At 68.4% G+C, this 15,752-nt stretch carries 15 protein-coding genes and 1 tRNA gene; 8 read left to right on the top strand and 8 right to left on the bottom strand.

Features of this window, described 5'->3' with window-relative positions; translation table 11 throughout:
• Positions 1 to 74: 74 nt before the first annotated feature.
• Entirely contained in the window at positions 75 to 2,699 is a 2,625-nt protein-coding gene (locus ACRYA2_RS06840; protein ID WP_433625675.1) for a valine--tRNA ligase, read from the bottom strand.
• Positions 2,700 to 2,996: 297 nt separating this feature from the next.
• Between ACRYA2_RS06840 and ACRYA2_RS06835 the strand changes: the two genes are divergently transcribed.
• Entirely contained in the window at positions 2,997 to 3,590 is a 594-nt protein-coding gene (locus tag ACRYA2_RS06835; protein ID WP_433625672.1) for a DUF2238 domain-containing protein, read from the top strand.
• Positions 3,587 to 4,198, top strand: coding sequence for a DUF2238 domain-containing protein (locus ACRYA2_RS06830; protein ID WP_433625670.1), 612 nt, complete (start codon positions 3,587 to 3,589; stop codon positions 4,196 to 4,198). The genes ACRYA2_RS06835 and ACRYA2_RS06830 overlap by 4 nt, the downstream gene beginning before the upstream one ends.
• Before the next feature lie 52 nt (positions 4,199 to 4,250).
• On the opposite strand, the gene ACRYA2_RS06825 is transcribed toward ACRYA2_RS06830, so the two are convergent.
• Positions 4,251 to 5,294 carry a pentapeptide repeat-containing protein gene (locus ACRYA2_RS06825; RefSeq protein ID WP_433625668.1) on the bottom strand — a complete coding sequence of 348 codons (1,044 nt, stop codon included), beginning with the start codon at positions 5,292 to 5,294 and terminating at the stop codon, positions 4,251 to 4,253.
• 125 nt (positions 5,295 to 5,419) lie between these two features.
• Between ACRYA2_RS06825 and ACRYA2_RS06820 the strand changes: the two genes are divergently transcribed.
• The 3 genes from ACRYA2_RS06820 to ACRYA2_RS06810 all read left to right on the top strand — a co-directional run bounded on the left by ACRYA2_RS06820 (position 5,420) and on the right by ACRYA2_RS06810 (position 8,291).
• On the top strand, positions 5,420 to 5,719 hold the full coding sequence (locus ACRYA2_RS06820; protein WP_433625666.1) for a DUF7553 family protein: 300 nt from the start codon (positions 5,420 to 5,422) through the stop codon (positions 5,717 to 5,719).
• Between the two features lie 46 nt (positions 5,720 to 5,765).
• Entirely contained in the window at positions 5,766 to 6,860 is a 1,095-nt protein-coding gene (locus ACRYA2_RS06815) for a M20 family metallopeptidase (RefSeq protein ID WP_433625663.1), read from the top strand.
• A gap of 111 nt (positions 6,861 to 6,971) precedes the next feature.
• Positions 6,972 to 8,291, top strand: coding sequence for a 5'-deoxyadenosine deaminase (locus ACRYA2_RS06810; RefSeq protein ID WP_433625660.1), 1,320 nt, complete (start codon positions 6,972 to 6,974; stop codon positions 8,289 to 8,291).
• A 6-nt stretch (positions 8,292 to 8,297) separates the two neighbouring features.
• On the opposite strand, the gene ACRYA2_RS06805 is transcribed toward ACRYA2_RS06810, so the two are convergent.
• A complete protein-coding gene (locus tag ACRYA2_RS06805) occupies positions 8,298 to 8,456 on the bottom strand; it encodes a hypothetical protein (protein WP_433625658.1) in 159 nt (52 codons plus the stop codon).
• Positions 8,457 to 8,714: 258 nt separating this feature from the next.
• On the bottom strand, positions 8,715 to 9,701 hold the full coding sequence (locus ACRYA2_RS06800) for a DUF7972 family membrane protein (RefSeq protein ID WP_472850124.1): 987 nt from the start codon (positions 9,699 to 9,701) through the stop codon (positions 8,715 to 8,717).
• 121 nt (positions 9,702 to 9,822) lie between these two features.
• Between ACRYA2_RS06800 and ACRYA2_RS06795 the strand changes: the two genes are divergently transcribed.
• Positions 9,823 to 10,167 carry an SHOCT domain-containing protein gene (locus tag ACRYA2_RS06795; protein WP_433625652.1) on the top strand — a complete coding sequence of 115 codons (345 nt, stop codon included), beginning with the start codon at positions 9,823 to 9,825 and terminating at the stop codon, positions 10,165 to 10,167.
• 116 nt (positions 10,168 to 10,283) lie between these two features.
• Here ACRYA2_RS06795 and ACRYA2_RS06790 read toward each other — a convergent pair whose 3' ends face one another.
• From ACRYA2_RS06790 to ACRYA2_RS06780, 3 genes are all read right to left on the bottom strand, one after another.
• Positions 10,284 to 11,885, bottom strand: a complete 1,602-nt coding sequence (locus ACRYA2_RS06790; RefSeq protein ID WP_433625649.1) for a multicopper oxidase family protein — start codon at positions 11,883 to 11,885, stop codon at positions 10,284 to 10,286.
• 316 nt (positions 11,886 to 12,201) lie between these two features.
• Positions 12,202 to 12,274, bottom strand: a tRNA-Arg gene (locus ACRYA2_RS06785).
• A gap of 205 nt (positions 12,275 to 12,479) precedes the next feature.
• A complete protein-coding gene (locus ACRYA2_RS06780; RefSeq protein ID WP_433625646.1) occupies positions 12,480 to 13,055 on the bottom strand; it encodes a 2Fe-2S iron-sulfur cluster-binding protein in 576 nt (191 codons plus the stop codon).
• Between the two features lie 198 nt (positions 13,056 to 13,253).
• Between ACRYA2_RS06780 and ACRYA2_RS06775 the strand changes: the two genes are divergently transcribed.
• Positions 13,254 to 13,625, top strand: coding sequence for a hypothetical protein (locus ACRYA2_RS06775; RefSeq protein WP_433625644.1), 372 nt, complete (start codon positions 13,254 to 13,256; stop codon positions 13,623 to 13,625).
• Between the two features lie 17 nt (positions 13,626 to 13,642).
• Here the strand turns inward: ACRYA2_RS06775 and ACRYA2_RS06770 are convergent, their stop codons facing one another.
• Entirely contained in the window at positions 13,643 to 15,253 is a 1,611-nt protein-coding gene (locus ACRYA2_RS06770; RefSeq protein WP_433625641.1) for an LVIVD repeat-containing protein, read from the bottom strand.
• A gap of 137 nt (positions 15,254 to 15,390) precedes the next feature.
• On the opposite strand from ACRYA2_RS06770, the gene pth2 reads away from it, so the two are divergent.
• Entirely contained in the window at positions 15,391 to 15,729 is a 339-nt protein-coding gene (gene pth2 / locus ACRYA2_RS06765) for a peptidyl-tRNA hydrolase Pth2 (RefSeq protein WP_113276795.1), read from the top strand.
• Positions 15,730 to 15,752: the final 23 nt, after the last annotated feature.

The following is a 15,752-nucleotide window of genomic DNA, read 5'->3' as shown; positions in this document are numbered from 1 at the left end:
CGACCAGCCCGAACACGCTCTCGTAGCGACGTCGAAACGGGTTCACCCCGATAGAAACCCGACCAGCGACGCTCTCAGGGGAACACGAGGACGGTCGCGTGGTCGGTTTCGAGCACCACGACCTCCTCCCCGCTCTCGGCGCGGTACTCCTCCTCGACCGCTATCCAGTCGCCGTCGACGGTGACCTCCTCGCCGTCGGCGTCGAGCGTTATCTCGCCGTGCGTCTCCTTCTGGGCCTTCAGTTCGGCGGGGTCGGCGGCTTCGAGCGCGGCGACGACCGCGCCGGCTTTGTCGCGGAACTCCGGCCCGATGGCCGAGTGGTCCGGGTCGACGTCGACCGGGACGAGTTCGACGTTCGGCCGTCCCGCCTCGATGTAGACCGGCGCGTTGACCGTCTCGCTCAGGTCGTACGTGTCGGGGGCCCGCTCCAGGTCGGCGTACAGTTCGATGCGATCGAGGTCGGCGTTCAGCGCCATCCCCTCGTCGGACTTCCAGGCCCGCACCTCGCTCGCGACCTCGGCGATGACCTCGCCGGCCTCCTCGGCCTCCTCGTCGTGCATCTCGACGTCGGGCCAGCGCGCGCGGTGGACGCTCTCCCCGGTGCCGGGGAGGTGGTCGTGTATCTCCTCGGCGAGGAACGGCGAGAACGGCGCGAGCATCCGGACGACGCTGGAGACGCAGGTGTACAGCGCGTGCCGGGCGGCGTCGCGCTCGCCGGGGCGACCCTCGTAGAGGCGACCCTTCACGAGTTCGAGGTAGTCGTCCGCGAGGTCCTCCCAGACGAACTCCCGGAGGGTCCGGAGCGCGGTGTCGAACCGCTGTTCCTCCATGTCCGCTTCCACCGCGTCGGCGGTCCGTGAGAGCCGCGAGAGTATCCAGCGGTCGGCGTCGCGGTACGCCGGGTCAGACACGTCGGCGGTGTCCTCGTCGAAGTGGTTCGCGGCGAACTGGAAGATGTTCCAGACCTTCGTCAGGAACCGCGAGGCGGACTTGACCTCCTTCCACTGGAACTGGATGTCGCTACCGGGCTGGCCGCCGAGCGCGAGCGACTGCCGGAAGGCGTCGGCGCTGTACTCCTCGACGGCCTCGGTCGGCGCGACGACGTTGCCCCGGGACTTGCTCATCTTGTTGCCGTCCGGACCGAACACCATCCCGTTGACGAGGATGGTGTCCCACGGGTGCTCGTCGGTCAGCGCCGCGATGCGGAGGAGCGTGTAGAACGCCCACGTCCGGATGATGTCGTGGCCCTGCGGGCGGAGCGCGACCGGTTCGAACTCCGCCAGGTCGAGGTCGTCGGGCCACCCGGAGATGTGGAGCGGGGTTATCGAGGAGTCCATCCACGTGTCCATCACGTCCGTCTCGCCGACCCACGCGTCGGCCCCGCACTCGGGGCAGTCGCCGACGGCGGGGTCGTCTTCCGTCGGGTCGACCGGCAGCTCGTCGACGTCGGCGATGTGCCAGTGGCCGCATTCGTCGCACTCCCACGCGGGGATGGGCGTGGCGAACACGCGCTGGCGGGAGATGACCCAGTCCCAGTCCATCCCCTCGGTCCACTCTTCGAGGCGGGCGGACATGTGGTCGGGAATCCACTCGACCTCCTCCGCCTGCTCCAGAATCTCGTCCTTGTGGACCTCGACGAACCACTGCTCCTTCGAGAGAATCTCGATGGGCGTGTCACAGCGCCAGCAGGCGCCGACCGACTGCTCGGTCTCTTCGGCGTCGTTGAGGTAGCCCTCCTCGTCGAGTTCGTCGGCGATGGCTTCCTTGGCAACGTCGATTGTCAGTCCGGCGAACTCGCCGGCGAGGTCGTTGAGGTGGCCGTCCTCGGTGACGACCGGTCGGAGGTCGAGGTCGTGTTCGGCCCACCAGTCGACGTCCTGCTTGTCGCCGAAGGTGCAGATCATCACCGCGCCGGTTCCGAAGTCCCCGTCGACGTCGTCGTCGCCGATGAGTTCGACCTCCTGCCCGAACAGCGGCACCTCGAACGTCTCGCCGATGCGGTCGGCGTAGCGCTCGTCGTCGGGGTCGACGGCTATCGCGACGCAGGCGGGGAGCAGTTCCGGCCGCGTGGTGGCGATTTCGAGATCTTCGTTTTCGACTCCCTCGAAGGTGATGTAGTAGAGCGTCCCCGTGCGGTCCTCGTTCTCGACCTCGGCGTCGGCGATGGCGGTCTGGCACCGCGGACACCAGTTGACGGGGTGTTCGTCGCGGTAGACGTAGTCGTCCATCTCGACGAACGAGCGCTGGGTCTTCGCCCAGTACTCCGGATCCATCGTCCGGTACTCGGCGTCCCAGTCGATGGAGAACCCGAGCGCGTTCATCGTCTCCTTCATCGAGTCAATCTGCTCCTCGGTGTGTTCGACACAGAGGTCGCGGAACTCCTCGCGGGAGACGTCCGTGCGGTGGATGTCGTGGTTCTCCTCGACCTTCACCTCGGTCGGCAGGCCGTGGCAGTCCCAGCCCTGCGGAAAGAGGACGTTCTCGCCCTGCAGGCGGTGGTATCGGGCCGCGAAGTCGATGTAGCACCACTGGAGTCCGTGGCCGATGTGGAGATTGCCCGTGGGGTACGGCGGCGGCGTGTCGATGACGTAGTCGAGGTCGGCGTCGGGGTCGGGGCTGTACACGCCCGACTCCTGCCACTCCGTCCGCCACTTCTGCTCGATTCGTTCCGGTTCGTAGTCGTCTGGCACGTCAGTCATATCTGGCTGGTGGTGGAGAGAATCCCGTCACTGTCGTGTAGTCCGGCGAGAACACGCGCGACGCTTCGCGCTGCTGCGCTAGAGACGTACTACCGACGCAGTCACGCTCATACTTCAACTGAGCGCACCTTCGCTGATAAATGTTCCCGTCCGGTGCTCTCCGGGCCGTCGCGTCCGGACCGTCGCCGCTTCCCGACGCCGGTCGGCGGCCGGATTCGGCCGGTCTCGCTCGTCCGCGCCGCCCGGAGCGGACGAATCGGTCGTTATCTTGAACGTCCGGGAACGAGAGTCTCGTGTATGGCGGGACTCGACGAGCTCCTGGGCGACCCGGAACGGAACGCGACGCTGGCGTGGCTGCTGGTCGCCGCGGCCGTCTTCGCGATGGTCGAGAGCGCGCTGAGCGACGAACCGGTCTGGGCCGGCTTCGTCGGCGTCGCGGTGGTCGTCCTGGTCCTGCCGTCCCTGGTCGTCCGCGACCCGTCGGTGACGCTCCCGTGGGAGGTGATCGCGCTGGCGGTGCTGCCGGCGCTCGCCCGGACGTTCGGCCCCGAATCGCTGGCGAACGCCGCGACGCACCTCGGGGTCGCGGCGCTGGCGCTGGCGCTCGTCGTCGAACTGTCGGCGTTCACGTCCGCGGAACTGGCGCCGTGGTTCGCGGTGGTGCTGGTCGCGATGACGACGATGGCCGCCGCCGGCACGTGGGCCGTCGTCCAGTTCCACGCCGACCAGTGGCTCGGCACCAACTACATCCGGTCGCAGGACGGGCTGATGTGGGACCTCGTCGCCGCCACCGCGTCCGGCGTCGTCGCTGGCGGACTCTTCGAACTGTACTTCCGCAGGCGGGCGTCGATTGACGCCCGGGCGCCCGACGCCCTCGGAGGTGGCGAATGACCGTCATCTCCGACCGGTACGAGCGCGCGCTCGTCCGACTGCTCCAGGTCGGGATGCTCGCCATCGCGGGCGTCGGAGTCTATCGCGGTAGCGTGAACATCACGATCAACGCCAGCATCGCACTGGCCGTCACCGTCCTGCCCGCGGTGCTCGAACGGGACTACGGTGTTCGGATGGAGAGCGGCCTCGTCCTGTGGCTGACCGTCGCGGTGTCCGTCCACGCCTTCGGGGCGCTCGGGCCGTACCGGACGGTGCCGTGGTACGACTCGCTCGCGCACGCGCTGTCGGCCTCTATCGTCGCCGTCGCGGGGTACGCCACGTTCCGGACGGTCGAGCGCCACTCCGACAGGGTGACGCTCCCGGAGTGGCTACGGTTCGCGTTCGTGCTCGTGTTCGTGATGGCGTTCGGCGTGCTCTGGGAGATGCTGGAGTTCGCCACCGGACTGTTCTCGAAACTCGTCGGCGGCGACGCGGTGCTAGCCCAGTACGGCCTCGACGACATCGTCTACGACCTCGTGTTCAACCAGGTCGGCGCCGTCGTCGTCGCCGCGTGGGACCGCGTCCGCCCGACCAGCGTGGGATTGCTGGCCCGGACGACGGAGGAGTGAACCGCGGTACGACGGCCGACCGCGCCGTCGACGCCCGGGTCTGGCACGGCCGTCAGTTCGACCGGACGATGGTGCGCGTGAGCACGAACATCAGCAGCGCGAGCAGCATGTGACCGAGCAACGCCTCCACCCCGGCCACGACCCGCGCCCACTCCCCGATGGGCTGGATGTCGCCGTACCCGAGCGTCGCGAAGGTGATGGTGCTGAAGTACAGGCTCTTGAAGAAGACGAGCGACAGAAAGCCTCCGGGAGTCGTCCCGGGATTATCGACCTCGTAGGTGATGGCGACGCCGTTCGCCGTCTCCTGGATGCCGCCGGTCAGCGGGTACAGCACCGCACAGAGGACGACGACCACCAGGGAGGTGGCGATGACTCGATACGGGCTACTGCCGTACGCCGTCGTCCATCGCCAGCCCTCCTCGGCGACGGCCTTCAGGTACGCCCTCGACTCCCACAGGAACCGCCGGTGCATCTCCTTCTCGCGAAGGTAGTACCGACGCATCGACCGGGTCAACCCGTTCCTCTCGGCGACGCGCTGGAGTTCGCGGTACGTCCAGCGCGCCGCCTCCAACCGCTCGCTGCGGTCGTCCGCGTCGTCGACCGCCGCCAGTTCCGCCTCGTAGACAACCCGCTCGCCGAACGACGTCTCCTCGTTGACGCGGGCGTTCGCGAAGACGACGTGGTGGAGTCGACTCCGCTGCAGCGACGCGAACCGGAGGTCGGAGCGGTCGAACTCCGCCGTTTCGAGGTTCGCGTCGCAGAACGTCGCCCACTGTGCGTCCGTCTCGCGAATCCGGCTACCGCGGAGGTCCGCGCCGGTGAAATCCGCGTTCCGGAGGTTGCAGTCGACGAACCGGGCGTCGACGAACGTCCGCCCCGAGAACCACTCGGCGTCGTTCAGGGAGACGCCGCGGAAGACGGCGCCGTCGAAGCGACGGCCGGTGGCGGCCGTCAGCGCGTCCGCGGGCTTCTGGGAAACGTCGGCGTGCCAGACGCAGCGGTCGGTCTCGTCCCAGACCGGCCGCCAGCAGCAGACGCCCCCGACGTCGGGCAGTGTGCTAGCCTCGTTCGTGTACCCGCATCGCTCCTCGGGCATGGTGGCAGGTTTGTCCCCAGAGGTTTTTTCGTTGTTATCTGCGGACGGCCGCCCGTCGGCCGTCCCGTCAAGGGCGACCGACGCCGGGCAGCGCCGTTTTCCGGTCGTTTACCGTGCGCCCGGACGTGACCAGCGTCGACGACGTCGAAGACGACCTCGAAGAGGCACGGAACGCCGCGCGGTCGGACGTCGCCGCCGTCCTCGCGGACGTGAAGGAGGCCCTCGTCACGCTGCCGGACCGCGAGTCCGAACTCCGGAAACTCCGCAACCGACTCTCGGAACTCGGACACGACGCGGGTGCGGACGCCGTCGAGAGGATAGAGCAGGCCCGGAACGGCACGCACACCCTCCAGAGGGACATCGGCCACGGAGGGCCGGAGGAGACCGACCTGAGCGACGAGGGGTTCGGCGACGCGAGGGAGTAGGCGACGGGGCACAGCGTACTACTTGTTCCGGGCCGACGGCCCGGTCATGGACGAACTGGTCGAACTCACCCGCGACCTCGTCTCGATTCCGAGCCACGAGGACGAGACGGCGGCGGGCGACCGCATCGAGGAGTGGCTTCGCGTCGAGACGGACGCCGACGTGACCCGCGACGACGCCGGCAACGTCGTCGCGCGCCGGGGGACCGACGCCGGGGAGTCGCTGGCGCTCGTCGGCCACCACGACGTGGTCCCGCCGGCCGACGCCCAGATGGAGGACGGCGAGTACGCGGTCGCCGAGCGCGACGGCCGTCTCTACGGCCGCGGCACCGCCGACATGAAGGGTGCGGTGGCGGCCGCGATGCTGGCGTTCCGGGACAGCGAGGTTCGGGACCCGGCCGACGACGCCGCGTCGGAACTCGTCTTCGCCAGTTTCGTCGGCGAGGAGGTCGGCGGTGAGGGCGCTCGCGCGGCCATCGACGCGGGGTTCCGCCCGGACTACGCCGTCGTCGGCGAGGGGTCGACGGGCTACTCCGCGCCGGGCGTGACCGACGTCGCGGTCGCGCACAAGGGTCGCCGGGGAAGTACCATCACTGCGCGCGGGGAGGCCGCCCACGCCAGCGAACCCGAGGCCGGCGAGAACGCGGTATACCGCGCCTGCGACGCCGTCGACGTCGTCCGGGAGAGCGAGTTCCCGACGACGGAGGTGTTCGGCGAGGAACTGTCCGGCAGCGTGGCGGTCACGGGAATCGAGGGCGGCAGCGCGTGGAACGTCGTTCCGGCCGCCTGCGAGGTGACGGTCGACGAGCGCACCGTGCCCGGCGAGCGCGTCGATCTCGAAGCGGTCGAGGAGATAGACGGCGTGGAGTGGACCGTCGACCAGGACCTCCCGCCGATGCGCTGTGACGACGACGCGTTCGCCGAGACGGTGCTCGACGCGGCCCGCGACGCCCAGGCGGCGGACCCGGAGCTGGTGACAAAACCCCACGCGACCGACGCGGGGTGGCTCTCGGACGCCGGCACGACCTGCGTGGTCTGCGGCGCGGCCGAACCCGGCGAGGCCCACACCGACGAGGAGAGCGTGAGCCTTGAGGTGCTGGAGCGGTGCTACGACATCTACCGCGCGACGGCCGAGAGCGCCTGAGACGCGAGTCGGGAGATGCTCGACGCACGAGCGTCGCGGGAACGCGGCGCGGGAGCGAAACCGAAGCGTTCTTGGACGAACGCGGACTGGTGACGACGGCGAGTAACAGGAATGCTACTGACCGGAACGGTCGTCGCGGACGCGTCGACGGTCATCGAGGACGGAGCCATCGTGGTCGAGGACGAACGCATCGCCGCAGTCGGCGAGCGCGAGGACGTCCTCGACGCCTACCCCGACCGCGAGGTCCGGTCGTACGACCTGCTCGCGCCGGGATTCGTCGGCAGCCACGTCCATTCCGTCCAGAGCCTCGGGCGCGGCATCGCCGACGACACCGAACTGCTCGACTGGCTCTTTGACCACGTCCTCCCGATGGAGGCGAGCCTCGACGGCGAGGCGATGTCCGTCGCGGCGCGACTCGGCTACCTGGAGATGATAGAGAGCGGGACGACCACCTGCGTCGACCACCTCTCGGTCCACCACGCCGACCGGGCGTTCGACGCCGCCGACGAGATGGGCATCCGCGGTCGCCTCGGGAAGGTCCTGATGGACAAGAGCGCGCCCGACGGCCTGCAGGAGGACGCCGACGCCGCCCTCGCAGAGACCGAACGCCTCATCGAGCGCTACCACGGCGCGAACGACGGCCGGATACGGTACGCCGTCACGCCGCGGTTCGCCGTCTCCTGCACCGAGGAGTGTCTGCGGGGCGCGCGCGCCGTCGCCGACGACCACGACGGCGTTCGCATCCACACCCACGCAAGTGAGAACCGCGACGAGGTGGCGACCGTCGAGGACGAGACCGGCCGACGCAACATCCACTGGCTCGACGAGGTCGGCCTGACCGGCGAGGACGTGGTGCTGGCACACTGCATCTGGACCGACGAGAGCGAGCGCGAGGTGCTCGCAGAGACCGGCACGCACGTCACCTACTGCCCGTCCTCGAACATGAAGCTCGCGTCCGGCGTCGCGCCGGTGGTCGACTACCTCGACCGCGGTATCAACGTCGCGCTCGGCAACGACGGACCGCCGTGTAACAACACGCTCGACCCCCTGACCGAGATGCGCCAGGCGAGCCTCCTCCAGAAGGTCGAACACCTCGACCCGGAGGCGACGCCGGCCGGGACCATCTTCGAGATGGCGACCGTCAACGGCGCTCGCGCCGCCGGCTTCGACCGCGTCGGCAAACTCCGCGAGGGCTGGCGGGCGGACGTCGTCGGCCTGACGACCGACGAGACGCGCGCGACGCCGCTGTACGACCCGCTCTCGCACCTCGTCTTCTCGGCGCACGGCGACGACGTGCGGTTCACGATGGTCGGCGGCGACGTGCTCCAGGCGGACGGCGAGGTCGTCGTCGCCGACGCCGACGCCATCCGGAAGCGGGCCCGGGAGGTCGCCGACGGCCTGGACGTCGCTCCCGACCAGCCCGGCCGCTGACCTGGGTCAGCGGCCGAGCGCGGTTATCGCGTCGGCGGGCGTTCCGCCGCGCGCCGAACGGCCGGCCGAGTCCTCGGCGACCCAGTCGCCGCCTGGGGCCGGACGGACGGTCGGACACTCGTCGGGGTTGCGGACCGCGTACTCCGGTCGATAGGTGTAGGACATCGACGTTCGATGCGGCCTCTTCTTCCTTAAGTTGTCGCCGCCTACCGCTGGAACAGACACCGCCTGAACCGGGTCCGCGTCCGCTCTGCGGCGTGCCGGACGCAGATCCCGGCCGCGCGACGCCCGTCGCGAAGTAGGCCGGACGGGCGTTCTCCTCCGGCGTCGGGAGCCCCGGACGGTATCGGACGGCCGCGTCGTTCGCCTGCACCGGTCGTTTCCGCTCACGGCAGGTCGTGCCAGTCGAGGGCGTGACGCTGGTCAGAAGCGGAGCTCCTCGTCCGACGTGGTGAACGGCGCTATCGACGCGTTGCGCTGGGCGATCCAGGCGAGTCGCAACACGAACGAAAACAGGATGGCGAGCGGTGCGAACCCGGCAGCGAGTGCGACCGGAACGAGCGAGTTCAGCCAGCCCGCGGTGAGCGGCGTCGTCTTCACGCCGCCGTAGACGACGAGCACGACGGCCGTCAGGACCTCCGCGGGGACACCGACGTACAGGAGTATTCGGGAGAGAACGGAGAGTTCCTTCTCTATGTAGACGGTCCGGAAGTACTTCCGTGCGACGTCGATGTCGAGGAGGTTCGTTCGAATCGCCGCGAGCAGGTCTCGCTGGTCGTCGGAAAGCCGGTCGTCGAAATCGGACGCTATCCGATCTATGTCGCGGAGCTGGGTCGCGTGATTGGTTCCGAGCGTCGCCTCGATGACATTGAAGGTTCGCACCGAGTCCGCGTCGAGCGTCCGAGTGACCCTGTTCACATCGTCGAGCACCTCGTCGACGAGTTTCCTGACGTGCTCTCGCAGGCGGTCGTCCGTCGTGTCCACCACCTGCTCGCGGAGTTCTTCGGTCCGGTCTCTGGTCGTTTCGTGCAGGGAATGCAGGAATCTACCCGGCTTCACGGGACCCGCGGACCATCCGGCACGCGCCTGGACGTCCTCGCGGTATTCGAGCGCCCCTTCGAGACGCTGGCGTAACTCGCCGGGGGCGCCGAGTTCGCGCGAAAGGACGAGCTGGTTGATGGAGAGCACGACGGTGATGAGCGTGAAGTTCCCGCCAAGCAGCGCGCTGAACAGGAAATACATCGGGCTGGACGGACGACCCGAGAGGACGCCGACGTACGATAGCGCGGCAAAAAAGAGTAACACCCCACCGAGCAAGGCACCCGCAACAGTCAGACGGTTGCCGGTCACGAGCAACCAACGAAGCCTTCGATTCACCGGTCGAGCGCCGCGCGGTCGTTCCTCGGACATCGGTCGGTGTCCCCATATTTGACGGCACTCACTAAGCCGCTCCGGCACCCTCGTTCCGACCCCCGGAGCGAATTCCGGGATGGTCGATATTCCTTTCTACCTCGCTGTGGTAGTATTTCACATGACTACGGCAGACCGCGACGACTCGTGGTTGCGACTCGTCATCGTGATACTCGCCGTCGTTCTGCTCGCGCCGATGCTGATGATGGCGTTCGCGTTCCCGATGATGGGTGGCTGGATGATGGGGCAAGGATACGGAGGGCAAACGCCGCTCTGGGGGTGGGGGATGATGCTCGTCTCGCTGCTGGTCGTGCTCGGTCTCGGCTACGTCCTCTACCGCGCGGTCGCCAGGGATGGGTCCGGCGGTGACGCCGCGCTCGAAGAACTGCGACTGGCCTACGCCCGCGGCGACATCTCCGAGGAAGAGTTCGAGTCCCGCCGCGAACGCCTCCGGCACGAACGGTAGCGGCGACGCCGTCGCGTTCGGACTCTCGACGGTGTCTGGACCGCATCGACGGCTCTTCGTATCTTCGAGCCCACTCCGTCGCGAAGGGGGCCGTCGGACCGACGACCGACGGCTCGTTATCGGACGTACTCGACGACGCGTGCCATGCCCGATTCCAGATGGTAGAGGTTGTGGCAGTGGAACAGCCAGTCGCCGGGGTTGTCCGCCAGGAAGTCGAACGTCACCGTCCCCATGTGGCCCGGTACGACGACCGTGTCCTTCATCGCGTCACCGACCCGGAAGAAGTGCCCGTGCAGGTGCATCGGGTGAAGCACCGGACTCCGGTTCGTCATCTGGACCCGTACGTGTTCGCCCTCCCGAACCTGTAATGGGTCGGCGTCCGGATACGATTGCCCGTCGATGAGCCAGCCGTACGATCCGCCTCTCTCGGGCGACAGTGTCAGGTCGAACGTTCGGTCGGGACTCCCGCGGAGCGCCTCCGGAATCCGCTTCGCTCGCAGGTCGCCGTACTGGAGCGTCCGTCCCCACGAGTCGAGACGCGTCGGCGACGTCGACGCGTCGCCGTACCGGAGTACCGCACGAGCCGGTCGTTCACCTCCGTCGAGCGCCCGCCCCTGAATCTCCCACGCGCCCGGGTTCGTCGCTTCGACGACGGCGTCGTACCGCTCCCCGGAACCGAAGACGAACGAGTCGACCGTCACGGGGTCGACGGGGCGTCCGTCGGCGTGCGAGACGGTCAGCTCGTGACCGGCGACACCGACGCGGAACGCCGTCGCACTGCTCGCGTTGACGAAGCGCAAGCGGACGCGCTCCCCCTGCTGTACGTCGAAGGTGACCGGATCCGCCGGAAGGCGACCGTTCACGAGCAGGCCCGCATACGGCGGGCGGCGGTCGCCCATCATTCCGCCGTTGCCCATCCCACCACCACGTCCTCCGCCACCGGGTCCACCGCCGCCCATACCTCCACCGCCACCGCCGCCCATTCCACCACCGCCACCGCCACCGCCACCGCCACCGCCACCGCCACCGCCACCGCCACCGCCGCCCATTCCACCACCGCCACCGCCACCGCCGCCAGGTCCACCACCGCCCATTCCACCACCGCCGCCACCGTCGTTCGACGAACCGTCGAGCGGTTCCGGCGGTCGGGTCAGGTAGTCGTCGAACAGGAGCGTGTACTCGCGGTCGTACTCGACGTGCGGAGACCGTTCCTCTATCACGAGCGGCGCGTACAGTCCCCGGTCGAGCTGGAGGCCGACGTGGCTGTGGTAGAAGTACGTCCCCGCCGGTTCGGCCCGGAACTTGTACGTGAACGTCTCGTCGGGCTGCACCGGCTGCTGGGTCACGTTCGGCACGCCGTCCATCTGGTTCGGCACGGGCACGCCGTGCCAGTGTATCGTCGTCCCTTCGGAGAGGCGGTTCTGCAGGTCGACGCGGACGACGTCCCCCTCGGTGACGCGGAGTTCCTCGCCGGGAAACGCTCCGTCGTACAGCCAGTTTCGCGCCGACGTGTCGGCCGGCGACACCGTATCGGGAGCCGCCGTCAGCGCCTTTCGTGTGTCAGCCCGTCCCGATACGGTCGTTCGAGGGGAGACTGTTTCTTCGTCATCGGACGACGGAACGAAACTGGAGGTACAGCCGGCGAGGCTCCCGATTCCGACAGCACCGGCTCCCTGGAGGAGGGAGCGCCGAGATAGACGAGAATCGTGGTCGGCCATCGGTGGTCGTACGCACCGGTCACGGTTAAAGTGCAGTATTGGGTTCACGACGAAATACAAAATCGGATGGTCACGACCGGGAACGAAGGCCGGCGATGGCGGGACGAGTCGTAGCTGCCTCGTCACGAGGTATCAGCTCTGCCGGAACAGGCGCACCGATATTTCGAACTGCGACCATAACTGCCAGAGCTCGTGGCGAAAGTACGTAGAACGGACGGGTCCCCAACGGGAGCGCTAGAACCTCCTGACGACTCTCGATGCAACCCCGTCGCTCGGTGTGACTCGCTCATCACGTCCCGTTCGTCGCAAAATCGGACGGGCGCGACGGGATTTGAACCCGCGGCATCTTGGTCCGGAACCAAGTGCTCTGTCCGCTGAGCTACGCGCCCTCGCCCACCGATATGCGGTAACGTAGTTTAACAGTTGTGAAAGCGCGGTCGGCGACGGCCCGTCGAGGGCCGCGCGCTCGGTCGTCTCCGATTCGAAATCGCCACCATCGACGTGGTAGACCAGGGGACTCCGACGCCAGCGATAGAAATAGACGACGTCGGGATCGAACGCCGGCGAAACCGCACTGCGGTCCGTCGCGAACGGTCAGGGCGTCTCGTTCGTCTCGATGCTGAGGTCGCCCTGCGGGTAGGCAGTGCAGGTGAGGATGTAGCCCTTCTCGACCTCGTCGTCGCTGAGCGTCTCGTTGTTGCTGTGGACCACGTCGTCCGGTTCGCCCTCGGCTATCTTCGCACCGCAGGAGAGACACTGGCCCTGCCGGCAGGAGTAGGGGAGGTCCCAGCCCTCGTCCTCTCCGGCCTCGAGGAGGTTCTCGTTGTTGCCGACCTCGATGGTCTCGCCTTCCTTGACGTACTCGACGTCGAAGTACTCGACTTCGTCCTCCGGAATCGCTTCGGGGTCGAAGCCCTCCTCCTCCTCTTCGCCCTCTTCGCCCTCGAGTTCGCCCTCGGCACCCGCGCCGACGGCGACCGCGCCGCCGCCACCGATGGAGCGGTTCATCGGTTCGGGGAAGTCGGTTTCGGGAACTGTTTCGGCCCGGCGGTTGAGCACCTCCTGGGAGATGTCGTCCGCCGCCCGCCACTCGGTCCCCTTCGTGAAGTGAAGGGCTACCACGACGAGCGCGAGCAGCAGTCCGAGTCCCAGACCCAGCATGTCCACCATATGTCGGGGCGTACGGAGCGGTGGTTTAACTGCATTGTGATTGACGGGGACGCTCTCCTTCGATGTGACGCGACCCTCGGCGACGAGGGCGAGTTCGTCGCCTGACGGACGAAAGGCCCTCCCGCCCGGGAGTTCGGTCGTCGACGGCATCGGGCAAGCCGGAAGCTATAACCTCGCTCGGAGTCGTATTGTTTGCCGATGACGCTCCTCGAACTCAACCTCGAAAAACCCGCTCTCGTGGAGGAACGGGTGTACGAAACCGACACGTCACGCACCGCGACCGAGACTGACGAGTCGTCAGACGGCGGAAGCACGCGTCTTCGCCTGGCGCTCGGACTCGCGCTGGCGGTCGTCGCCGCGCTCGCGGTCCGGAAGCTCCGCTCCGCGCTCGGTTCGGACGACGACCACGACGAACCAGCGCCGGAGGTAGATGCCGACGAGAGCGAAACCGGCGACTCCGGGAGGGTGCCCTCGCCGGGCAAGAAGATGGCCGGCGCCCTCGGCGTCGTCGGCAGCGTCGTCGCCGTCGTCCTCGTCAAGAAAGCGCGGACCGGCTCCGACGACCGGTAACTCTTCTCCGACCGTGTTCAGCCGTCCTCGCTGCGCAGTCGCGACCACGTACCGAGACCGACGCCGACCAGTCCGGCGAGCGCGCCGAATCCGGGCTGGCCGGTCGACGCCGCCGTCGTTCCGTCGGTCGTCCCGTCCCCGTTCGCGGTCGCTTCCGTCAAGGTCGACTGCTGCGGTGCGGACGGCTCGCCGCTGGCGTTCCCGACGAGCGACGGCGGGTCGGACTGCCGACCGGCCCGGTCCGGGAACGTGTAGAGGCCACCTCTGCCGTCAGCCTCGCGGCCCATGCTGCTGGCGACGAAGAACTCCCCGGCCGCGCGTTTCGCCGTCCAGAACGCGGTCGCCTCCGGGTCTCGCCACCACGCGAGCTCCTCGGGGTTCGTCGGGTCGCTCACGTCGTGGATCTTCACGCCGCCCTGGTACCACGAGGAGTAGAGGCGGTCGCCGACTAGGTCGAAGTTGTGGGCGGTGGTCCAGACGCCGGACGAAGACGACCCGCCGGTGCAGTCGTGACAGCCGCGGTGGGCGACGACGCCGGCGGGACCGAGGTTCGACGCACCGCGGTCGACGGCGGCGAGGCCGTCGAGTTCGAGATTCGCCGCGGCTCCGGCGGCGACGCCGGCACCGAGACCGCCGACGCCCACGCCGGCCGCACCGCGGTCGTAGGTCGGGTCGGGCGACGTCGGCGGTGCGATGGTCGACAGCTTCCGGGCCTCCTTCGGGTTCGAGATATCCCAGAGTTCGACACCGCCGGGGCCGCCTTTCTCGTCGCTCGGGTCGGCGTCCCAGGCCTCCTTCCCGACGCCGAGCAGGGAGGTGTCGTTGTTCGCCATCACGTAGTGGTGGTTCCCCGGCCGGCCGACGACCGCCGCGTTGGTCTCGTCCGCGGGGATGTCGGCGAGCACCTCGATGGGGCGGTCGCCGAAGTGCGCGACGTGGCTCGGGTCGGCGGGGTCCTCGACGTCGACGACCCAGGTACCGGCGTCCCACTGGGCGAGGTAGGCGACGCCGTCCTGCACCCAGAGGTCGTGTAGCGACCGAATCCAGGCGTTGACCCGCGACCAGTCGGAATCGTAGTCTAGCATCGACCAGCGCCCCACCTCTTCGGGGTCGTCGTCCGACACGTCCACCATCACGAGCGGGTTCCCGTCGCCGTCGTTCGCCGTCAGGTAGGCGACGCCGTCGGTCAGGACGGCGTTGTGGATGGGGAAGTCGGTCTCGTGGAACGCGACCTGCTCCGGGTTCGCGGGGTCTCCCACGTCGTACAGCAGGAAGCCGTGGACGCCCGTGTGGTCGATGGGGTTGGCGGGGCCGACGACGAGCAGACGGTCACCCTCGACCTTCACGTCCCATATCTGCTCGAGCGGGCCGTGTTGGCGGTCGGCCAGCAGACCGCGGCGCTCCGCGAGCGTCGACGGGTTCGCCGGGTCGCTCACGTCGACCGTGGCGAACCCGTCGGTCGCGGCGACGTAGGCCGTCTTCCCGTCGGGCCCGACGACCGCCTCCTTGGCGTTCTCGACGGCGACCCTCCCGAGCGGTTCGTACGGTCGTCTCGCGAAACCCCGGGACGCGAACGCCGTCGCGCCCACGCTCCCCACGGTGGTACGGAGAAACTCTCGCCGGCGCATGCCCAGAGACACGGATGCCAGCAGGATAAGTTCGATGGTGTCAGCGCGAGCACCGTTTCGTGCGGTGCGGTCGGGTCGGGCCGGTCCCCGTCGACGCGAGTAGCCAGCGTTTTACTCCGCGGCGACGAGTCCCGGATATGAAACAGGCGATCGTCGCGCGGGCGGACCTAGGGATGGGCGAGGGAAAACTCGCCGCCCAGGTCGCCCACGCGTCGCTGTCGGCCTACGAGGAGACCGGCAGCAAGGCGCGCAAGCGGTGGAAAGGAGAGGGTCAGAAGAAGGTCGTCCTCCAGGCGAACGGGGAGGACGCCATCTTCTCGCTCGCGGAGAAGGCGCGGGCCGAGGGACTGCCGAATGCGGTCGTCCGCGACGCGGGACACACGCAACTCGACTCCGGGACCGTGACGGCGCTCGCGGTCGGCCCCGCGGACGACGACCTCGTCGACCGCGTGACCGGAGACCTTTCACTGTACTAACTGTTTCTGCCGGATGGCAAGCT

It is taken from the genome of Halomicrococcus pelagicus (assembly GCF_050954125.1).
Note: the sequence above shows the minus strand (reverse complement) of the source record. Positions and strands in the feature narration are given on the sequence as shown.